Origin of the sequence: Symmachiella dynata (assembly GCF_007747995.1) — a bacterium.
In the GTDB taxonomy this organism is placed as follows: Bacteria; Planctomycetota; Planctomycetia; order Planctomycetales; family Planctomycetaceae; genus Symmachiella; species Symmachiella dynata.
Genome location: NZ_CP036276.1, coordinates 546,642 through 567,125, shown reverse-complemented (window position 1 = coordinate 567,125; position 20,484 = coordinate 546,642). Strand labels below are relative to the sequence as shown.

The following is a 20,484-nucleotide window of genomic DNA, read 5'->3' as shown; positions in this document are numbered from 1 at the left end:
CAGGTCTTGGTCGCTGTGCGAGAAATCGGTTTCAAGTTCACCAATTCAGCTACGAAGCAGTCCTGAAACGGGGAATCGGGACTGCGACACATTTGGCTTGCGATTTTCTCCCTTGCCCCCGAAGCCGCTTCACCCACTATAATGCCGATCCGATAAAATGGAGTGACCCCGTACCCGGGAGACGAACATGACGAAGCGACGATTGAAACGTGCGGATCCGAACCTCTCTGAAGCCAACGTGTTACCGACCGAACACTTTGGTGATCAGGTCGAGAATCAAGAGTTGATTGACGAGATCAAAGAGACCGCTGACAAGCTTGCCCGGGACAAAGCGACGCGCGGCGACCTGAAACTGCTCAGCCGCGCCCTGCGAGAACTGCGCTATGCGTTTAAGGTGTTCACCCCCTACCGCAAGCACCGCAAGGTGACGATCTTCGGATCAGCGCGGACGCATGCCGAACACGAGGAATATAAACAGGCAGCCGAATTTGGTCGACTGATGGCGGCCGAAGGTTGGATGGCGTTGACCGGTGCCGGCGGCGGAATTATGGAAGCCGGGCACGTCGGCGCGGGCAAAGAAATGTCGATGGGGGTCAACATCATGCTCCCCTTCGAGCAGGATGCCAACTATGTGATTAACGACGACGAAAAGCTGGTGCACCTCAAGTATTTCTTCACCCGCAAATTACTGTTCGTCAAAGAAGTACACGCCATCGCCCTGTTCCCCGGCGGCTTCGGCACCCAAGACGAGGGGTTCGAAACGCTCACACTCGTGCAGACCGGAAAACGGGACATGATGCCGATCGTGTTCATCGACGAACCGGGGGGCATCTATTGGAAAGCCTGGCTGGAATTCATCTCCGAACAACTGCTTGCCCGCGAATTGATTTCTCCGGCCGACATGTCGCTGTTTCTCGTCACCGACGATGTCAACGAAGCGGTCGAGGAGATCCTCAGTTTTTATAGCGTGTACAACAGCATGCGTTACGTGCGGGACAAACTCGTGCTGCGACTGCACAAAGAGCCGAGCGACGCGTTCGTCGAACGCCTCAACGACGAGTTTAGCGACATCGTGGAAAAGGGCCGCATCGAGAAGTCGGACGTGCTAAAGTGGGAGATGGATGAAGAACATCTCCTCGATTTACCACGATTGGTCTTTCGCTTCGACCGGCACGGCATCGGACGGTTGCGGGAAATGATCGACGTGATCAACAGCGAGTTGGGCGAAGAAAAGTGACTGATCGATGCCGTCGTGAGCGGGCTTTTCACACTGCACCGAAATTTTTCTGCACGACCAATGGCCTCCCGATTCCTAATCGGGATGCGCGGCATTCCCACACTGCTGGCTCCTTAACCAGCCTTGTAGGAATCAATGCCTAAATCACACTGGAGTCGGAAAGCGATGATTGAGAAGATCCGCCAATTCATTCAATACGCCCTGGTCTGGCTGAAGCGCGTGGTCACACAGCCGCGGAGCGAATTGGATCGTTGGCAACGCGCTGCGCTGTTCACTTACGACCTATCGCGGTTTGGCGCACGGCAATTGCGACACGACCGTGCTCCGCAAATGGCAGCTGCGCTCGCTTATCGCGTGTTGTTCGGCATGTTGCCGGTATTAATTGTCGCCACGATTCTGGTCCGGGCGATTATTGGTATCCCCGACTTTCAATCTCAGGTCGAAAGCTTTCTGGATGAAATCGGCTTGGCTCAGATCCATGTTGTTGATCGGAACGCCGGACCGAACGGCGAGGCTGAGGAGAGCATCAACCTCAAGGAGTGGATTGTCGCACTGATTGAAAAAGCTGCTGAAATCAATTTGGCAGCTGTGGGTTGGGTGGGGTTGGCGCTGATCATCTATTCGGCGATCAGTCTGATGGTCACCATCGAAAACAGTTTCAATACCATCTACCGTGCGCCCGAAGGGCGGTCCTGGGTGCGGCGCGTGCCGTTGTATTGGTTCATCCTCACGATCAGCCCCGCTGCCTTAGGCTTGGCGGTCTATCTCGACGGACAAATCGACACACTGTTAGATTCCAATGCCGCCCAAGCCGTTGCCGAAACCGCCCTCGACGAGGAACAAGCCGCACGACTGCTTGACACGGACACGGCCAACGCAGCAACTGCCGCCGCACAACCTGACGGAAAAACAAAGGCCGCGTCCCCGCCGCGCAGCCGTTGGCAATGGTTGATCGATATTGGCGGATTCTTGTGGGTGGTGCTCATCGAATGGCTATTCATGTTCGGGGTCTATACGCTCGTCCCCAACACAGAAGTTGCCGGCAAACCAGCGGCGATCGGTGCATTGGTCACGGTGTTGATGCTGGAAGTCGGCAAACGGACCATGGGGGCTTATCTGGCCAACGCATTTACGATCAGCCATTTGTACGGCTCATTGGGGCTGGTGCCGCTCTTCATGTTTTGGGTCTATTTGATGTGGCTGGGAGTCTTGTTCGGCTTGCAAGTCAGCGCCGCATTGCAAATGCTGCACGGCCGACGGCTTGATGAAATCGAACGCAAACGCGAAACGATCGGCTTGATCGATCCCGCTGCTGTGTTGACGGTGATGGAAATCGTGACGGGACGGTTCAATCACAGCCAGCAAACATCCGTGCAAAAAATCGCTGACGAAGCCTCATTGCCCGCATCGGTGGTCTCCCAAATCTTCGACCGCTTGGTCGACGCAGGTATGTTGCATTATTTGGATCACGACAAACAAACAGTCACCTTGGCGCAACCCCCGGAACTGATCTCCGCCGATCAACTCATGAATGTCGGCTTTGAAATGGCCGACAGTACCGGCGATGGCCGACGCTGCTCGATGCTGGAACGTCTCCGCGACACACAACGAAAACTCGCCGCTCAGGCCACACTGGCCTCCCTGGTCCCCGTCACCCCGGCCAGTGGCTCGTCAACCAGCGAATAGTTGCGGCAAAACCGGCTTCAAAATGAGTCGTTTCGTGTTAAGATCAGCGCGCCTGTTTTATTCGAGACTCCCTACCCGAAGGACGCCCACGGATGAATGCCCTGGAATCGGTCGATCAGTATCTCACAGAACATGCTGAGCGGAATGTCGAGCAATTGAAGGATTTTCTGCGGATTGCCAGCGTCAGTGCCGATTCGGCCTTTGCGGCGGAAATGACGAAAGCGGCTGAGTTCGTGCGCGCTCAAATGGTCGACGCCGGATTGAATGTTGAAGTTGTCGAGACAGCCGGTTTTCCCATTGTCTACGGCTCCCGCATCGTCTCCGAAGATGTCCCCACCGTTTTGGTCTACGGCCATTACGACGTGCAGCCCCCCGATCCACTGGAGGATTGGATCACCCCCGCTTTCGATCCGCACGAGCGCGACGGAAATCTCTATGCACGCGGGGCGACCGACAACAAAGGACAACTGTACACGCATCTCAAATCGATCGAAGCCTGGACGAAGACCCAAGACGCCCCGCCGGTCAACGTGAAGGTAATCATCGAAGGCGAAGAAGAGGTCGGCAGCAACAACCTCGATCATTTTCTAGAGACCCGCAAAGAGGATCTTGCCGCCGATGTGGCTGTCGTCAGCGACACCAGCCAATACGGTCCCGGCATGCCGGCCATCACCTACGGCCTGCGGGGCATCATGGCGTGTGAAGTCACACTCCGGGGACCGAAGCAAGACCTGCATAGCGGCGTCTTCGGCGGCGCGATTGCCAATCCGGTCAATGCGTTGGCGAAAATGGTGGGATCACTCGTCGACGAAAACGGCCGGGTCACGATTCCGGGGTTTTACGACGGTGTGATTCCGTTGACCGACGGGGAACGCAAACAATTCGCGAACCTTCCCTTCGACGAAGCCTCTTTCCTAGAGAAAATCGGCGTAAAAGAGACATTCGGCGAAGAAGGCTATACCACGCTCGAACGCCGCTGGGCACGTCCGACGTGTGAAATCAACGGGTTTTACGGGGGCTATCAAGGAGAAGGCCCGAAAACGATCATCCCCTCGTTCGCCACCGCCAAAATCACTTGCCGCCTCGTCCCGGATCAAAATCCCCAATCGGTAGCAGCGGCGCTCAAATCGCATTTGCAGTCGCTTTGTCCGGCGGGGGTGGAGTTGGAATTCACCGACCAACATGGGGGCAACGGCATGGTGGTCGATATGACCGGACCATTCGCCGCTGCCGCCAGCCGCGCGATCGACGACGCCTTTGGAACGCCGCCGGTTTTGATTCGCGAAGGGGGTTCCATCCCGGTGGTGGCATCCTTTCGGGAGATTCTGGGAATCGATACACTGCTGTTAGGATGGGGGCAAAACACTGACAATTTGCACAGCCCCAACGAACATTTTAACCTCCAAGACTTCCACCGCGGCACCCGTGCCAGCGCCCACTTATTACACTACTTAGCCGAAAAATAACCAGCATTATTCGTAGGGTGCGTCGCAACGCACCTTCCTATGCAGTCAGAATAATTCACCCAATTCAACAAGCCCCAGCATGATGAGAATGGGTGCCACTGGCGGCTTGTCCGCCAGTGCAGAACGTGTGACCGGCAAAACACTGCTGGGCAAGCCAGCAGTGGCACCCAACTCCTGGATGTTTTTGGTTTTCAACGGGCTGCTAATACACAATCAAGCGTAGGGCAGGCTCCCGCCTGCCGTGCATTACAATAGGGAATGATTTCCAAAACGGCAGGCGGGAGTCTGCCCTACGGAACTGACGGACAAACAATTACGCCAAGAAAGAGTCTCTTCTGATGTTGGACCTGCAATTCATTTGTGATCATGCCGACGAAGTCGCAAAAAACTGCCGCGACCGCGGCGTGACTGCGGACATTGATAAGATCGTCCAACTGCGGCAGCAGCGGGGTGAATTGATTTCCGGCGGCGACAAACTGCGGCACGAGCACAAGGAGTCCTCCAGCAAGATTCCCCAGGAGTCCGACGCGGCAAAAAAACAGGCCTTGATCGCTCACGGTAAGGAACTCAAACAGAAAATCGCCGCCAACGAAGCGGAGCTCCGAGACCTGGAAGCCGAACTGTACAGCGCACAATCCCTGGTCCCCAACATGACGCATCCCGATGCGCCGGTCGGCAACGACGACGACGCCAATCGGATCGTGCGGCAAGTTGGCGAAATCCCCAAATTCGACTTTCCCCCGTTGAGCCATGTCGAACTGGCGGAGAAGCATGACCTGATCGACTTAGAAGCGGGTTCACGCGTCGCCGGACACGGTTTTTACTATCTGAAAAATGAAGCCGTGCTGATGGAAATGGCGCTCATCCAATTCGCAATGCAGAAAGTCGCCGCCGCCGGTTTCACATTGCACACGACGCCCGACTTGGCCCGCGATACGGTGCTGGAAGGCATTGGATTCATCCCGCGCGGACCGGAAGCACAGATTTACTCCGTGGAGAAGACCGACCTAAGCTTGGTCGCAACAGCTGAGATCACGCTGGGTGGCATGTTCAAAGACCAGATTTTGGATACCGCAAAGCTACCGATCAAGGTGGCGGGACTGTCTCACTGTTTCCGGACCGAAGCAGGCGCTCACGGCGCTGCGACGCGAGGGATCTACCGTGTGCATCAGTTCACCAAAGTCGAGATGTTCGTCGTCTCCGGCCCGGATCAATCCGACGCGATCCACGATGAGATTGTGGCGATCGAAGAGGATATGTTCCAATCCCTAGGCATTCCCTATCAGGTGGTCGATACCGCCACGGGAGACCTGGGCGGACCGGCGTACCGCAAATACGATCTCGAAGCCTGGATGCCGGGACGGGGTGAAGCTGGAACGTTCGGCGAAGTCACTTCAGCCTCCAACTGCACCGACTACCAAGCCCGCCGTTTGGCCATCCGTTACAAATCACAGGATACCAAAGGGACGCATATCGCCCACACGCTCAACGGTACCGCCGTCGCCGTGACACGGGCCTTGATCGCCATCTGGGAAAACTACCAGCAAGCAGACGGCTCCATCATCATCCCCGAAGTCCTACGCCCCTGGGTCGGCAAAGACCGCATAGGCGGCGTGGTCGCTGGGTGAGAGCTGCCGCTCTGTTGCGAGTGGGCCGCTCCCGTTGGTCGCTGTGATTCTCGAAACAGGCGATCCGCGCACGATCAATCCGCGATCTCGCGCAGATAAACCTCGGCCAGGCCCTGCCTCATTGTACCGATGTGGCTCAGCGGGAGCTTCGTCCTCCCGGAGACCGCTGAGCGATACCCGTTAACGATATTGTTCGGCGGCTTCTACGGCGAGTTCATCGCAGCGTTCGTTTTCGGGATGTCCGGCGTGTCCTTTTACGATTTGGAACCCGACGGAGTGCTTGGCCAGCAACGCGTCCATTTCCCGCCAAAGGTCTTCGTTCTTGACCGGTTTGAGCGACTTGCCTTCCCGGCGTTTCCAGCCGTTGGCTTTCCACTTGGGCATCCATTCGCTGCAGCCCTTGGCGACGTAGGTGCTATCGGTAATCACCTCGACGCGACTGGTCCGTTTCAGGGCGCTCAGACCGGAGAGAACGGCCTGCAATTCCATTTTGTTGTTTGTGGTATCGGGCGCGCCGCCGGAGGCTTCCTTTTCGGCGCCCGTGGCGGGATACCTGAGAATATACGCCCACCCCCCCGGTCCGGGATTTCCGCGACAGGCACCGTCGGTGTAGAGTTGCACGAACGGCAAATCGGACGGATCGACCGACGATTCAGGCGCAGACGCTCTCTCATCAGGCACGGGTGGGGTCTCCTCCATGCGACGTGTCATCAGGCTCCATAGCGGAATAGGCGGACCGTAGGCCCACAATCAGCTAGGCAGAGCCGGAATTAGGGAATCCGGTCGTGGCGAACAAATCGCGTTAGCGCTCGCGAAAGACAATGCGTCCACGGTTGAGGTCATAGGGCGAGACTTCAACGACGACACGGTCGCCTGGGACAATACGGATAAAGTGCTTGCGCATCTTCCCGGCAACGTGGGCCAGAACCATATGCCCATTTTCCAACTCAACGCGAAATTGCGTATTGGCCAATGCTTCGGTGACTACACCTTCAACTTCGATGGCCTCTTCTTTGGCCATAAACAACTTCCTCCCGGGTTTTCACAGGTAAACGTGATGCGGGTTACGCAGCTTGGTCGATTGCGACATCGCGAATCGTCTCCGTCTGCCCCGCGTCGATCACGACATTTTTTCATTTTCGCAGGAACGGAACAATTTCTCCAGTGACATTGACCGAAACTGTGGCATTTCGGCATCAACCCGGATAACACGACTCCAGGAGTCGTCCTAGCCTGTTGCCGAAGCGAAACAGCCCCCGATTCGTTCGCTACTTTCCGCAAATTTTGATTTGACGGACGGAATTCTACAACCTAGTGTTTTAATACCCCCTTGTTCAACTTGGAAACCAAGGGACAGTCGCTCGTCTCACCAGGGCGACTCTAGATAGGTAGGGAAGTCAATATGAACGCGATCAAACAATTTTTGCTCGACGAAGACGCCACAACCGCTGTAGAATATGCGGTGATGCTGGGCCTGATTCTCTTATCCGCGATCTCCGCCATCTCCACATTTGGCGTCGGAACCGGAGGTCTCTGGGGGGGAATCGCAGCTCAGCTGTAATCGTTTCCTACTTCGAGCCCCACGGAAGGCCCTCGTGATGGTCGCTATTCTAGCGACGGATCACGAATGAAAACCTCTTATGCCGCAATGCTTTCTGGCACTGGGCGGAAATGCCGGTGCCGTCGCCGAGACCTTTGCTCGCTGTCTCGAGGAGTTGAATTCCCAGCCGGCTGTTTCCGTCGGCCAGGTCAGCAACTCCCACACAACCGCCGCTGTCGGCGAAGATGCCGGAGATGCTTTTCTGAACGCGGCTGCCGAAATTGAGACCAGTCTGCCCCCGCTCGAACTCCTCGATTTGCTGCAAGCCACCGAATTGCGACATGGCCGGACCCGCGAAAAACGGTGGGGACCACGGACCCTCGACATCGATATCATCTTTTACGGCGATTTGGTCTGCAATGAGCCTCGGTTGATCCTGCCGCACCCCGCCTGCTGGTACCGGCGTTTTGTACTCGATCCGCTCTCGGAAATCGCCGCAGATATCGTGCACCCGGTCAAAGGCGTGACCGTGGCGGAATTGCGTCAACGGCTCTTGCCGCGGCCGCTCGATGTCGCGATCTGCGGAGGAAGTCAGAAACAACGTAGCGAGCTCTGCGGGATGCTGCAAAAGCAATTTGCCGATGCGGTCTTTCATCAGACCATTGCCACCAACCCGGCCCCAGCCCTCATTGCTTGGTTGGGCGCGGGGGACAGTCTTGGGGAAGAGAGTGGCGCGGCATGGGACGAATTGCCCGCTCTGCCGCGACTGGATGTCACTCAATTAACCGGCACACCGAGCGAGGCACTGCAGGCGGTCGTAAGTTCCGCACTCGGACAGTAGCCTCGCAGGCATTAGGCACAAGGGCCGACCAAGGGGCCGACGCTGATTAGTTAAGCTTCGCCGGGCCATCGGCCAGTGGTCCGAGTTTGGGCAACTTGTCTTGGACGTTCGTGGCCAAGCCAAGTTTTTCCAACACCCAGATCGTGCGGTAGGTGACGTCAATTTCGTACCAACGGTGTCCGTGCTTCGCCAGACGTTGATGGGCGTGGTGGTTGTTGTGCCAACCTTCGCCGTAGGACAACAGCGCCACCCACCACAGGTTGCGTGAGCGATCGCTGGATTCGTAGTTGCGATAACCCCAAACGTGCGTGGCAGAATTCACAAACCACGTGCAGTGGTAGCAGACAACCATGCGGGCACAGAGTCCCCACAGTACGAAGGAGATTCCCAGTCCACCGACGGCCCATTGGCCGATCGCGAACAGCCCGAATCCGAGTAAAATCGGATACAGGATAAAGGTCTTGTGCAAGAAGCGTTGCACCGGATCGTTGTACATGTCCGGCGCCCAACGTTTGAACAGCTCCAATTCCTGTTCGGCGGTATCTTTGGGTTGGAACCACAGCATGTGCGACCACCAGAATCCCTGGTTGGGGGAGTGCGGATCCCCTTCATGGTCGGAAAGCACATGGTGCTTGCGATGGTTGGCGACCCAAAACAGCGGGCTGCCTTCGGCGGAGAGTGTTCCACACAGCGAAAAGAAATAGCGAACCGGGCGGGAAACAACCATGCTTCCGTGGGTCAGCAGCCGGTGATAACCCAGCGTAATGCCCCAACAGGCAGTGATGTAGTGCAAAATGAAGAACGCCACCATGGCTTGCCAACTGACATACCACAGGGCAGCTACGGCACCGACGTGCATGACCGTCATCCAGCCGGTGGTCACCCAATTGATGCCGTTGGGAAATTGATCACGAAACCGGAACGTACTTGGCGTACCTTCCAGCATTTGACGGCGTTTTCCCGCCTGACGCTCCTCCGTTCTCGATCGCTCGGGGCGCGTCGCGGGAGATTTGATCGAGTGACGGTCTAATTTATGGTTACGCGGTGGCGTTTGTGTAGTCGGTTTGGTTTGCGTGGCTTGTGGCGACACTAGACTGCTCCCCTTATTTTGTCAGCTTTTGCTTGCGAAAGTTTGCCGATTGCGCGAAAGAGGATTGTTTCCCTCTCCCGAATTTCATGGCCGGCAATTGCACGGCCCGTTTGAACTGCATCCAGCAGTTCCTTGCTGTTTACGATCGGCATGTCCATCGAATTGAAGGACATTGTTCGGTGTCCAAACCGAGTCGAAGAATTCTAAGCAAATACGCGTTTTGCAGTGTCATCGTTTTGTAAAAGTTACGTAAAAATTGGGTGTTTGCCAGAATTTTTCGAGGCCACGCCAATCCTCGCAAACCTTTCATACGAAACCAGTTACGACACACCTACGCAATATAATGTTTGTCAACTTGCCTTTACCAATAGCGACGGTGCAGCCGCGGGCGGCGATGCCAGCGCCGCGGGCCAATCACAATCTGAGCCGTGGGACGCGGTGCGACATACACCGTGGACGGGGGACCGGGGACGGTCATTACCGTCTGAGGATTCACGGTTGTTGCGCCGGCAACATATTGCGGCCCGCCACTGGTTTGCATGGCCTGTATCACGCCATCCCCAACGCCTTCGGATTTGAGAACGATCAGCGCATCGGGAGAAAGATCAAAACGTCCGCCGCGACTGCGAATCGTGCCGGCAATCACCTCTTCCGACAGTCCGCCACGCGCCATACGGATCACATCTTGATTGGTCACGGCTTGAGCGTCAGCATGACGGCGCCATTCTGCCTGCTGAGCAGCGGCAACGGCAGCGTCCCGTTCTTCGGACATCTGTTGTGCATTGCCGACCAATGCCCCGCCCAATGCTCCTGCAGCGGCACCGATCAGCGCGCCTCCTTCGCCGTGCCCGGACTGGTGGCCGATGATCGCACCGGTAGTGGCTCCGATGCCGGTACCGACCAGCGCACCGTTTTCGGTATGATTCATACTGCGGCACCCGGCAAATAAAGGCACCACGAAAACGCAGCCGACGAAATAGCAAAACGACTTATATAGGCGAGGCATGATCGTTCCCTCCATGGATCCACGCTGACTCAACAATTGGCGGCGCGGTGATTTGGCCTAATACAATGCGAAATCATTTCGCATCTTCACTGTCATCAATCGACCAATTGCAACGATGCAATTGAGTCTGACACAACTTGCAATAAACACGCCAAAGGGTCGGATGTATCGGGGGGCCACCGCTGAATTCGGCAATTTTTTAGTAAAAGCTGCACTCGCGACAATCCACCGGCAATTTCTGCCGGTCCAATGCGGCAAAACGGTCGCGGAGCATAGCGAAATCCACAATCTGCGTCGACAGCCGTTTTTAGAGGGGTGATTATTGAGATACCGACCCAAAAAACCGCCCTGGCATTTGGCAACAGGACGCAGGGCGTCTATCTTGAAAGTCAAATCTCCCCGGGCAAGTACGCTTCGCCCGGATCATGACTCTCACAACTGAAGGACAATCACAACCATGAGCGCTGACGCAAAAATTCAAGAACTCGGACTAGAACTTCCCGCCCCCCAAGTCCCCGCTGGAACCTACATGCCGGTGGTCCAGGTCGGCAACCTGATTTACGTCTCCGGACACGGCCCGTTGCACGCCGATGGCAAGCAGATCCAAGGGCGGGTGGGCGATGACCTCACCGAAGAGCAAGGCAACGAAGCGGCCCGGCTCGTGGGACTGTGCATTTTGTCGACCATCAAGAACTACCTGGGCTCGCTCGACCGGGTGGAGCGTTTGGTCAAGGCGCTGGGCATGGTGAATGCCACCGCCGATTTCCGGCATCACCCCAAAGTGATCAACGGTTTTAGCGACTTGATGGTCGAAGTCTTCGGCGAAAAAGGCCGCGGCGCCCGCAGCGCCGTCGGCATGGGCTCACTCCCCTTCAACATTGCCGTCGAGGTCGAAGTGATTTTTGAAGTCCGCGATTGAAAATCATCCCCGCATAACGCCGGAACTCTTTTATCATGAGTGGCTGGGGACGGACAAAATCCGCCCCCAGAGAGTTGGGCGTCTCAGTAAGTTGAGCGCCCCAGTGAGTTGGGCATCGTGGAGTCAAACGACCTGGGGGCGAGCTACTGCTCGTCCCCAGCCACCTTGGGTCTGACCACCCTGGACCTGACATGGATCGTGGGAAGGTGCGCTCTAGTGCGGTCCGCTTGTTGCGTTGTCGGATCAACCGCGATCCAGCCAAGGCAACGGGGCGCCGGCGGGGGGGAGTTTGACCAGTTCGACGCTCGTCACATCGGGATGCGCACAGATTTCGGCGATAATCTCTTGCGTGGGAGCGTTGTCCAGATTCAGCACCGCAATCGCGTTGCCTCCCTGTTCGTCGTGTTCACGCCCTAAGGACATGTGCGCGATATTCACGCCATGTTCGCCGAACATCGTGCCGATGTAGCCGATCAAACCGGGCACGTCGCGGTGCCGAAAAATCAACATCAGCCCATCCAGATAGGCATCCAGCGAAAACGTTCCCAACCGGACCAATCGCAAAAATTGCTTGCCGAAGACCGTCCCGGCAGCAGTCGGTTGGCCGTTATCCGTATCGATCGTCGCCTGAATCAGTGTCGAGAAATCGCCGATTTCTGAGGAACTCGACTCGGTGATCTCAATCCCCCGCTCTTTGGCCATCAACTCAGCGTTGACGATATTCACGTTATCATCCATCGCTGCTTCGAGTAGCCCCGAGGTGAAACTGGCGGTAATCAATTTTGTGTTCTTCGCCGCCACCTCGCCGCGATACATAATACGGGCACTTTTGATTCCTCCCGCCTTCGGATGCTGCGCTAACAGCAAACCCAAACGCCGGCTGAGGTCGAGGTACGTACGAATCTCGGCCATCTCCGCTGCCGAGACCGGCGCCAAATTGACGGCATGACGAATTTCATTCCGCAGCAAAAACCCGCTGATCAGTTCGGCCGCTTCCACCGCCACCAGTTCCTGGGCTTCTTCTGTCGAAGCCCCCAGGTGCGGCGTGCTGAGTACCTGCGGCAGCTTGACCAAGCGGTCGTCGGTAGGGGGTTCGGAGGTAAACACGTCTAGCGCTGCGCCGCCCACCTGTCCTGCTTCGATTGCATCGGCCAGATCATTCTCGTCGACGATTCCGCCACGAGCGCAGTTGATGATCCGCACCCCTTTGCGCATCTTGGCCAGACGCGCGGCATTGATGATGCCCCGCGTTTCATCCGTCAGCGGCGTGTGCACTGTCAGGTAATCGCACAGCGGAACCAGATCGTCGATATCTCGATGCAGCTCGATCCCCAATTCGGCTGCCCGCTCGGCGGACAGAAACGGGTCGAAGCCGACAATCTTCATTTCCAACCCTTGAGCTCGTTTGGCGACCGACAAGCCAATCCGTCCCAGACCGACAATGCCCAACGTCTTACCCGAGAGCTGCGTTCCGGTGTACAGTTTGCGGTCCCAGCGTCCGGCGCTCATGCTGGCTGCGGCGGGGGCGATGTTTCGCGACAGGGCCATCATCATCGCCACGGTATGTTCGGCCGTGCTGGTCGTGTTGCCCGCCGGGGTATTCATCACCACAATTCCCTCGCGGGTGGCGGCCGGCAGGTTGATGTTATCGACACCCACACCGGCGCGAACGACCACTTTGAGTCGCGGCTGGTCCTTGAGCAATTCCGGCGTCAGTTTCGTCGCGCTACGAATAATAATGCCGTCCGCCTCTTTGAGCGCCTCGCGGACCTCTTCCGGCGAAAGGCCCTGACGGACATCGACCTCAATACCGGGCAGATTTTTTAAAACTTCCATCCCAGCCGGGGACAGATTGTCGGTGATCAATACTCTAAACATTATCCGATTCCCAAAAATGATTGCTCAGCACACATTCGCCATCGAAATAGCGGGTACCGTTTCCTGCAGATCGACCCAGTGAATTCGCAGTCCGTTTAAAAAGGGTGCCACCAGCAGCTTGCCTGCCAATGCATAACCGCCCGCCCGGTAAGACAGTGCTGGCAATCCAGCAGTGGCATCCGGCGCGCGAGTGGTTTGTGTCAAACCTGAAAATTGAGGGTGCCACTGGCACCGCCAGTGCTTTGTAACAAATTCAATCAATCGAACTTGCACAGGCAAAGCAGGAGCCCAACCCTAGGATTTCACCCTGACAAAGCACTAGCTTAGTGGAGACAGGCGTAGCGCCAAGGGTCACGAAACCGCTAGCAGCGCGGAAATCGCAAACTTGCACACAAAGCGGCAAAAACACCTGGGGGTGACCGCCTAATAAGACAGCGCTCGGTGACTTTAGTTCATAGTCCGCCAATCGCGTTCCACTGCGGGCTCGCCCAGCATTGCGCGTCGTATGACGTCCGCCGGCATGGAAAAACTCGACCGCCAACCGCACTGGCGGACAAGCCGCCAGTGGCACCCCGCCGCCAAAGTTGTTTGATATGCCGAGGTTAGGAAAATCACCCGGAATTGAAATCGCACGTTCGTACTAAAACGGCTGTACGAACGCTTCGCCGTTGCTGATTTGTGTTCCGCTGTTTCCCGGAATCGGCGCGCCGATTTGCATATTCGGGTCTGGAACCGGGGCAATCGGTCGCTCGGTGATCACAGCTTGGGGCACACTGGCCGTCGCTGCGGAGTAGTTTGGCAGCGGATAATTGGCCATTTGTTGTTGCGGGTAACCGTTTTGCGCTGTTGTCCAGGGGGTGGGCGCATAAACGGCCGATCCGATGGAGCTGATTTGCGGGTTCTCGCGCATCAGAGCCGTCATCCGCGATTCGACCTGGGGTTGGTTCCATTGCGAGAATCGCGAACGCTGATACATCGCCAATGCCCGATCCTTTTGTCCGGTGTCTTCGTAGACCTGTCCCAATTGTGCCGAAGCGATCGGATCGTTGGGGCGGATCCGCAGCGCCTGCGTCAGCAATTGTTCCGACGCGGCCAGATTGCCTTGTTCGCGGTTCATCCAAGCGAGTTCGATATACGGCTCGGTGTTGTACGGTTGGGTTTCTTTCCAGGCTTGCAGCATGGAAAGTGTCTCACCTTGGCGGCCCTGTTCGTTGAGCAGCAGCGCCAAGCTGTGATACGACGGTTGATGTTCGGGGTTCACGGTGATCGCATGCCGGTACAGCCGCTCCGCTTCGCCGACCTGCCCCTGTTTTTTGTGAGCGGCGGCGAGATTGTGGATGTAGTCGGCGTTGTCCGGATCATTGATCACGGCTCGCTGAAACTCATCCTTAGCCATCGTATAATTGCCGGCCTTATAATAATTCTTGCCGACTTCGTTATTCATTGTGCCATTCATTGCATTGCAACCGGCAAAGACAACGAGGGCGACACAAGCGAACCGGCGAGAACGCGTCAGGCGCGAACGGGAGACCATACTCATGATGGCCGAGCTCCGTAATAAATGCTGGGAAGTGATCGCGAGAGAATTGAGAGACGATTTTTGCTGGGGTGGAGTTGCCGGCAACCGATGCGGACAAACGCATCACCACAGCAACACCATCTCCCGCGAGGGGATTAGTGGCGGGGAGAATATCGCGAAGCGGTTGATGGGGCAAGACCAGCTTGGGAGGCGGTTTTGAGACGTGTGGTTATCTTAATTGGTGTGGTTTTTTAGCCACGGATTCACACGGCGCAGCGGAGCCGCAATCAAAATGACAATATTTTTTAGCCACAGATTAAACACGGATAAAACACAGATTCAAAGGAATGAAACACAACATCCCAAACCGACGGCTTGCCGTCGTGCACAGCGATCCTAGTCAAAGAGAGTGACCGAATGATTTTCGACGTAAAACTTTGAATCGTTCGTCGCACGGATGAAACTCGGATTTTCTTTTGGTTCATCCAGCGTAGACAGCGAATAGAACGCGAGAGGGTGGCCCCGAAAGATTCTTTCGGGGCGGCGCAGCCGCAGGAGCTTGTAACGTTTTGAGTGGCCGCAGAATAATTTCACCTTCAGCAACCTGAATTTTCTTGATCCAGCGCAAACGTTCGCACATGATCCAGCTATGTCCGACAATCGCCGCCAATACGGCAACCAACTCTACTGCCACTTCGTGACGTTCTCGTGTCATCGACGTCGCAGATTACTCGATGAAGAGCACCCAAAACGAATTCTGCTCGGGCAATTGAACACGCAACTGCAAAACCGCTCCGCGACGTGTGTGGGTTTCGTGGTGATGCCCGACCATGTGCACGCCGTGATCCGATTCTCGGAGACCGGCCAATTGAGCCGCTTTATCCAACATTGGAAACGTCTTTCGAGCCACGCAATTCGAAAATGGTACCGCGAGGGAAACTCAGCCTATTTCCAAAACAGTGACGTTCCAGACAGCATCTGGACGCCGAAGTATTACTCGTTCGAGATTTATTCCGTGGCAAAACTCACCGAGAAGCTGGAGTACATGCACCAGAATCCTGTGCGTGCCGACTTGGTTCAGAAATGTGCTGATTGGAAATGGAGTTCCGCACGCTGGTATTTAGAGAAGCGAACCGTGGGCGTGCCGATTGGTTGGGTCGACTAAATTGAACCTCTCCTGCCGACTTCGTCGGCCCCGAAAGAATCTTTCGGGGCCACCCTTGCAGCCTTTCATCCGTGTGTCATCCGTGTTCATCCGTGGCTAAAAACTCAACTCCCACCCGTCGCCACCACGCGGTGGAAGTGTAGCTCCACTTCGCGATCGACCACCCGCCTCAGGCCTTCAACCAAACAGGTTGGTTCGTGGTCTGATTCGCCGATGCGGATGATTTCTTGCAGGGGCGTGCCGGGAGTGACGGTGAAGGTCGCTTGGTGGATGGTTTGATTGCCGGCGTCGAGTTCGGGGACGATGAAGTGGATCGTTGCTCCGTAGGTGAGCATGCGGTGTTCGAAGGCGTCTTGGTAGGGGCGGAAGCCGGGGAAGGGGGGGAGCAGGCCGTGGTGTAGGTTGATGATCCGTCCCCCGGCGAAACGCCAACAGGTACTCGCCGGCAGAATGCGCATGTAACGCGCGAGCACGATGTAGTCGACGTCGTATTCGTCAAAGATCTCGACCATGCGATCGTTGTCGGGATTTCCTTTTCCGTCCCCCACCATCTGCCAATCCACATCAAACTGCTCCGCTACCCCCTGCACGGCACTGCGATTGCCGAGCATCACCACCGGATCGGCCTTAATACGGCCATCACGAATCGCCCGCAGAACAGCCAGCGCCGGTTCGGGGCGATAGGTCGTACAGATCGCCAACCGCGGTTTTCTTGACGGCTGCGGACGTGACCAGGTGCGAATCGACAATCCGGTCTGCTGGCCAATCTCATTCATCTTCTCCCGCAGTTCATCCACCGATGGCGAATCGCCCGGCCATTCGATGCGGAGCAACATAGCAAAGATCCGCTCCGCATCGTGGTCGTACATCTGGATTTCACTGATGTTCGCACCCGACGTCGAAACATGATGCACAATCGGATCGGCCAACCCACGATTATCAGGCCCGACAGCGGTGATGATGACTTGCATGGCTTTTCCAGTAGGCAGTAGACAGTAGGCAGAAAAAAGTGGCCGGTGGCCAGTGGTTGTGTCAGGATGGTCTTACGGCTTAGTGGCGCCATTCCTATAGCCTAAGGTCTAAAGCCTATCGCCTCTTTCCTCAAGCCTGTTCCCTCACGCCTCACGCCTGCCCCCCCCTGGCCCGTTGGGTATCGGCTGTTTATGATGGTGAAACTTGGATTGGCAGCACGAGCAATCTGTTGAGATTGGAACATACGATGCGGTGGAACGCAATTCTTGTTTTATGCGCGAGCATGAATGCCGGGTTACTGGCCGATGTGCGGGCGGCTGATCCGCCTGGGAGGATGCTGGCGATTCGGGTGACGGTCACGTCCAAGTTGCCGTTCGCCCAGGTTCCGCTCGATCCGGAAATTGACTTCGCTGCGGCAATCACTGAACTCGGTGCGACTGGGGTTCTGGATCCTGATTCGATTACCGTTCACAACGTTGCAACAGGTCAAACGGTTTCTCATGCGCTGCGTGAAAACTTTGCGCATGGTGATCGGGGACGTGTGGAATGGGTCGCACGCGATCCCGCGCACACGAAATACGAAATTCGCTTTCGTAGCGTTGCGCAGCGGCCGGGGGTGCAGGTGCCGAAATTCACGCCGCAAATCGGGACCGGCGATCTCTTGCGTTATAACGCCGGGGTCGGGCGTCCGGTCAGCCCCAGTTATCAGAGCCGGTTGATCGACATCAACGGCGACGGCCGACGCGATTTGCTGGGCTGCTGGAATTATGCCTACCGTGCCGGCGAGCCTTGGGATGGAATCATCGCCTTTCCGCGCGTGGGCGGGAAGGATGAATTGGAGTTCGGGGAGCTGACCCGCCTGCGCTATTTGGAATCTGCCGACGCTACGGAGCCTAAGCATTTCAGCTCGATCTACATGCGCGCTGATTTCGCGGATTTTAATCGTGACGGACTCATTGATGTCGTCTATTCGCCGCGGCGGGGCGATGAGTTGCACCTTTACCTCAACAGCGGCCGCAATGATGCGGGGGGATGGCCGATGTTGGTCGCTGCGGGAAGCGTTTCACGCCAGGGGGCCAAATGGGGCACATGCCGTGCGGTGGATCTGAACGGCGACGGTGCCGTCGACTTTGTGGTGGGTGATACGTATCTGAAGAATACCAATCCTGAAGGGTGGCCGCTTCAATTGGCGCCCGCCGCAACCATTGACGCCGGACAATCTGCGTGTTTCTTGGATGTCGACCAAGACGGCCAGTTGGATGCGGTTTGCTTGCTTGACGGCTCGGACGAAGACCCCCGCGCGCGGCGTGTAGCATGGCGAAAGAATCTCGGGGGTGATCCTCCAACCTTTGCTGCAGCAGAACGATTAAGAGACATCGACGCAAACTGGTGTAGCGAGTTGGCGGCTGTCCCCGACGGTCCGCGTCGCGGCCTGCTGGTGCAACATGACGTTTATCAACGCGTTTCGTTTTACGAACACCTTCCGAGCGAGAACGACACTGCGCGGTTTCAACTTTTCGACGAAGCCAAATCGAAGTCGGCGGTTTTAGTCTTGAGCGATCAAGCTTGGCCGTGTATTTGCGATTGGGATGGTGATGGGGATCAAGATCTGTTGGTGGGCGGCGGATATGGATGGCCGCGGATCGTGATCAACGAGGGAACGAAGACTCAGCCGGCTTATGCGGAAGCCAAGCAAATTTTAGCGGATGGTCAGCCGATTCGCTTGTTGCGCGACGACATCCTGGATAGCAAACATTGGCACAACATGGGCTACCCCTTTCCCGTCTACGCGGATTGGGACGGGGACGACCTGCCCGATTTGATTCTGCCCAACGAAACCAATCGAATTTTCTGGTACAAAAATATCGGCACGCGTAGCCAACCACAATTCTCGGCGCAGCGACAAATTCTTTGCGACGGGTATCCCGATACGCCGGCGATGATTGCCGAGTCGGCGCGATTGGCGGGGGACAAGTCCGTACCGAACCAGCCGTATCCTTATGAGAAGCAGCGGCCTTTCTTTTGGCGCACTGGAATTGCCGTCGCGGATTTTAACGGGGATGGATTCGCCGATTTCGTGACCCATGATGGCTTCACGCGCAAGGCAACTCTGTTTGCGCAATATCGCGACGAATCGGGCAAGTTGAGGCTGCGCAAACAGGCTCCACTGAAACTGGCTGACGGGCGGTTGATCGATGATGCGATCGTGGGACGGACCTCGCATTGGACGGAATCGTTTCGCGCGACGGATTGGAATGGGGACGGGCTGCAAGATTTGATCTACAGCTGCGCCGGAACGCGCCCCGAGCAAGGCAGCATCTATTTGCTAAAGAATGTGGGTACCGCCACCGATCCACTCTTTGATGCGCCGCGGACGTTAAGCTGTTTCGGCAAACCAATCAAAGTCACCTCACATGGACCTCATCCGTGGGTTGCCGACATGGATGGTGACGGCAAGCCGGACGTGTTGACGTGCGTGGAATGGAGCGTGTATCCGTTTTTCAGCCATGCTGCTATCGAAATGGCCGAGCGTCCCCAACTGGACATTGTCCCCATTGACCGTCGTTCAAGGGAATAGGCAAATCGACTGTTGCGGATCGTTTCGTCGTAACATCACAATGCTAGGTCGACAGCGCACACTGTGACTTTCCCACAGCGGATTGAGAAGAACCATGCACCTCTCGTTTTACACCTACAGCTACACCGATGTCCTCGACCTGCCGATCCCGGAGACGTTGGCCTTTGCCGCCGGCGTAGGATATACGCGGGTGGACGTGTCCGGCACGCATGGAAAATCCAGCGACCCCCGATCGTTTGATGCCGCGCGGCGGAAATTGACGCGCGAGACAGCGGAGCGGTTTGGCCTCCGCGTGGCAGCGGTGATAACGCATGCGGAATTGACGGGGACCATCGCCGCCGGCAAGCCGCTCGATTTGAAAGGGAGCGTTGATTTGGCCGTCGATGTCGGCGCACCGGTCGTCACGTTTCATATGGGTGGGCCGCAAGAGGGGATTGCTCCGGAGGCCTTGTGGAAAAAAACAGCAAAAACCATTCGCACTGCCGCCGATTACGGATCTTCAAAACATGTCTCGCTGGCGGTCGATGGCATTTGGCCAACCTGGATCGACGATTCGCCCGATGCCCTCCAACGGCTATTCGACGACGTTGGCTCCGACGATTTTGGTGTGAACTTCGATCCCTGTTATTTGGAATTGATCGACATTGATCCCGTGAAGTTCTTTGATCGTTTTGCTAATCGGGTTCGGCATACGCATTTGAAAGACTACGTCGGCAAGTATCCGAAATGGACGCATCATATTCCGGGGCAAGGCAGCATGGATTATGCGCCGTTGGTTGCCGTAGCTGCGAAACACAAATATGCCGGCACGATGGCGGTGGAGTGTTTTACGAACATGGAACTCACAGAAGCGGCCCGCGTGGGTTACCGGACGATGACGGCTGCGGCAGAAACAGCTGGGACGAGTTTTGTGGGGGCGGCGACTTAGTTTTTTGTGGCGTAGCTATTGCGCGGATGGG

18 protein-coding genes are annotated in these 20,484 nt (G+C 56.5%); 10 read left to right on the top strand and 8 right to left on the bottom strand.

Features of this window, described 5'->3' with window-relative positions; all coding sequences use genetic code 11:
* Positions 1-187 precede the first annotated feature (187 nt).
* From Mal52_RS02150 to serS, 4 genes are all read left to right on the top strand, one after another.
* Positions 188-1,237: an LOG family protein gene (locus tag Mal52_RS02150; protein WP_145374004.1), complete on the top strand. Its 1,050-nt coding sequence runs from the start codon at positions 188-190 to the stop codon at positions 1,235-1,237.
* A 165-nt stretch (positions 1,238-1,402) separates the two neighbouring features.
* Positions 1,403-2,923 (top strand): YihY/virulence factor BrkB family protein, encoded by a 1,521-nt coding sequence (locus Mal52_RS02145; RefSeq protein ID WP_197534605.1) that lies wholly within the window; start codon positions 1,403-1,405, stop codon positions 2,921-2,923.
* A gap of 92 nt (positions 2,924-3,015) precedes the next feature.
* Complete coding sequence (locus Mal52_RS02140; protein ID WP_145374002.1) at positions 3,016-4,389, top strand: dipeptidase; 1,374 nt, start codon at positions 3,016-3,018, stop codon at positions 4,387-4,389.
* A 338-nt stretch (positions 4,390-4,727) separates the two neighbouring features.
* Complete coding sequence (serS, locus tag Mal52_RS02135; protein WP_145374001.1) at positions 4,728-6,017, top strand: serine--tRNA ligase; 1,290 nt, start codon at positions 4,728-4,730, stop codon at positions 6,015-6,017.
* 180 nt (positions 6,018-6,197) lie between these two features.
* Here the strand turns inward: serS and rnhA are convergent, their stop codons facing one another.
* Together rnhA and infA are read right to left on the bottom strand one after the other, a co-directional pair.
* Positions 6,198-6,728, bottom strand: a complete 531-nt coding sequence (gene rnhA, locus Mal52_RS02130) for a ribonuclease HI (RefSeq protein ID WP_231962498.1) — start codon at positions 6,726-6,728, stop codon at positions 6,198-6,200.
* Between the two features lie 91 nt (positions 6,729-6,819).
* Positions 6,820-7,038 carry a translation initiation factor IF-1 gene (gene infA, locus Mal52_RS02125; protein ID WP_145374000.1) on the bottom strand — a complete coding sequence of 73 codons (219 nt, stop codon included), beginning with the start codon at positions 7,036-7,038 and terminating at the stop codon, positions 6,820-6,822.
* A 381-nt stretch (positions 7,039-7,419) separates the two neighbouring features.
* On the opposite strand from infA, the gene Mal52_RS02120 reads away from it, so the two are divergent.
* Both Mal52_RS02120 and folK read left to right on the top strand, forming a co-directional pair.
* Entirely contained in the window at positions 7,420-7,578 is a 159-nt protein-coding gene (locus Mal52_RS02120) for a Flp family type IVb pilin (RefSeq protein WP_145373999.1), read from the top strand.
* 79 nt (positions 7,579-7,657) lie between these two features.
* Positions 7,658-8,398 carry a 2-amino-4-hydroxy-6-hydroxymethyldihydropteridine diphosphokinase gene (gene folK, locus Mal52_RS02115; RefSeq protein WP_145373998.1) on the top strand — a complete coding sequence of 247 codons (741 nt, stop codon included), beginning with the start codon at positions 7,658-7,660 and terminating at the stop codon, positions 8,396-8,398.
* Positions 8,399-8,444: 46 nt separating this feature from the next.
* On the opposite strand, the gene Mal52_RS02110 is transcribed toward folK, so the two are convergent.
* The 3 genes from Mal52_RS02110 to Mal52_RS02105 form a co-directional block, all read right to left on the bottom strand.
* Positions 8,445-9,344 (bottom strand): acyl-CoA desaturase, encoded by a 900-nt coding sequence (locus Mal52_RS02110; protein ID WP_145373997.1) that lies wholly within the window; start codon positions 9,342-9,344, stop codon positions 8,445-8,447.
* Positions 9,345-9,487: 143 nt separating this feature from the next.
* Positions 9,488-9,661 carry a hypothetical protein gene (locus tag Mal52_RS29535; protein WP_197534604.1) on the bottom strand — a complete coding sequence of 58 codons (174 nt, stop codon included), beginning with the start codon at positions 9,659-9,661 and terminating at the stop codon, positions 9,488-9,490.
* Positions 9,662-9,849: 188 nt separating this feature from the next.
* The gene (locus tag Mal52_RS02105) at positions 9,850-10,494 is read right to left on the bottom strand and encodes a YMGG-like glycine zipper-containing protein (RefSeq protein ID WP_231962497.1); all 645 of its coding nucleotides are present in this window, start codon (positions 10,492-10,494) and stop codon (positions 9,850-9,852) included.
* Between the two features lie 457 nt (positions 10,495-10,951).
* On the opposite strand from Mal52_RS02105, the gene Mal52_RS02100 reads away from it, so the two are divergent.
* Complete coding sequence (locus Mal52_RS02100) at positions 10,952-11,413, top strand: RidA family protein (RefSeq protein ID WP_145373995.1); 462 nt, start codon at positions 10,952-10,954, stop codon at positions 11,411-11,413.
* A 243-nt stretch (positions 11,414-11,656) separates the two neighbouring features.
* Here Mal52_RS02100 and serA read toward each other — a convergent pair whose 3' ends face one another.
* Positions 11,657-13,291, bottom strand: a complete 1,635-nt coding sequence (gene serA / locus Mal52_RS02095) for a phosphoglycerate dehydrogenase (protein WP_197534602.1) — start codon at positions 13,289-13,291, stop codon at positions 11,657-11,659.
* A gap of 640 nt (positions 13,292-13,931) precedes the next feature.
* A complete protein-coding gene (locus Mal52_RS02090; RefSeq protein WP_197534601.1) occupies positions 13,932-14,735 on the bottom strand; it encodes a tetratricopeptide repeat protein in 804 nt (267 codons plus the stop codon).
* A gap of 724 nt (positions 14,736-15,459) precedes the next feature.
* Between Mal52_RS02090 and Mal52_RS02085 the strand changes: the two genes are divergently transcribed.
* Positions 15,460-15,975 (top strand): REP-associated tyrosine transposase, encoded by a 516-nt coding sequence (locus Mal52_RS02085; protein ID WP_145373992.1) that lies wholly within the window; start codon positions 15,460-15,462, stop codon positions 15,973-15,975.
* A 104-nt stretch (positions 15,976-16,079) separates the two neighbouring features.
* Here Mal52_RS02085 and Mal52_RS02080 read toward each other — a convergent pair whose 3' ends face one another.
* Positions 16,080-16,946 (bottom strand): formyltetrahydrofolate deformylase, encoded by an 867-nt coding sequence (locus Mal52_RS02080; RefSeq protein ID WP_145373991.1) that lies wholly within the window; start codon positions 16,944-16,946, stop codon positions 16,080-16,082.
* Positions 16,947-17,194: 248 nt separating this feature from the next.
* On the opposite strand from Mal52_RS02080, the gene Mal52_RS02075 reads away from it, so the two are divergent.
* The gene (locus Mal52_RS02075; protein WP_145373990.1) at positions 17,195-19,525 is read left to right on the top strand and encodes an FG-GAP repeat domain-containing protein; all 2,331 of its coding nucleotides are present in this window, start codon (positions 17,195-17,197) and stop codon (positions 19,523-19,525) included.
* A gap of 94 nt (positions 19,526-19,619) precedes the next feature.
* Positions 19,620-20,453 carry a sugar phosphate isomerase/epimerase family protein gene (locus Mal52_RS02070; protein WP_145373989.1) on the top strand — a complete coding sequence of 278 codons (834 nt, stop codon included), beginning with the start codon at positions 19,620-19,622 and terminating at the stop codon, positions 20,451-20,453.
* Positions 20,454-20,484: the final 31 nt, after the last annotated feature.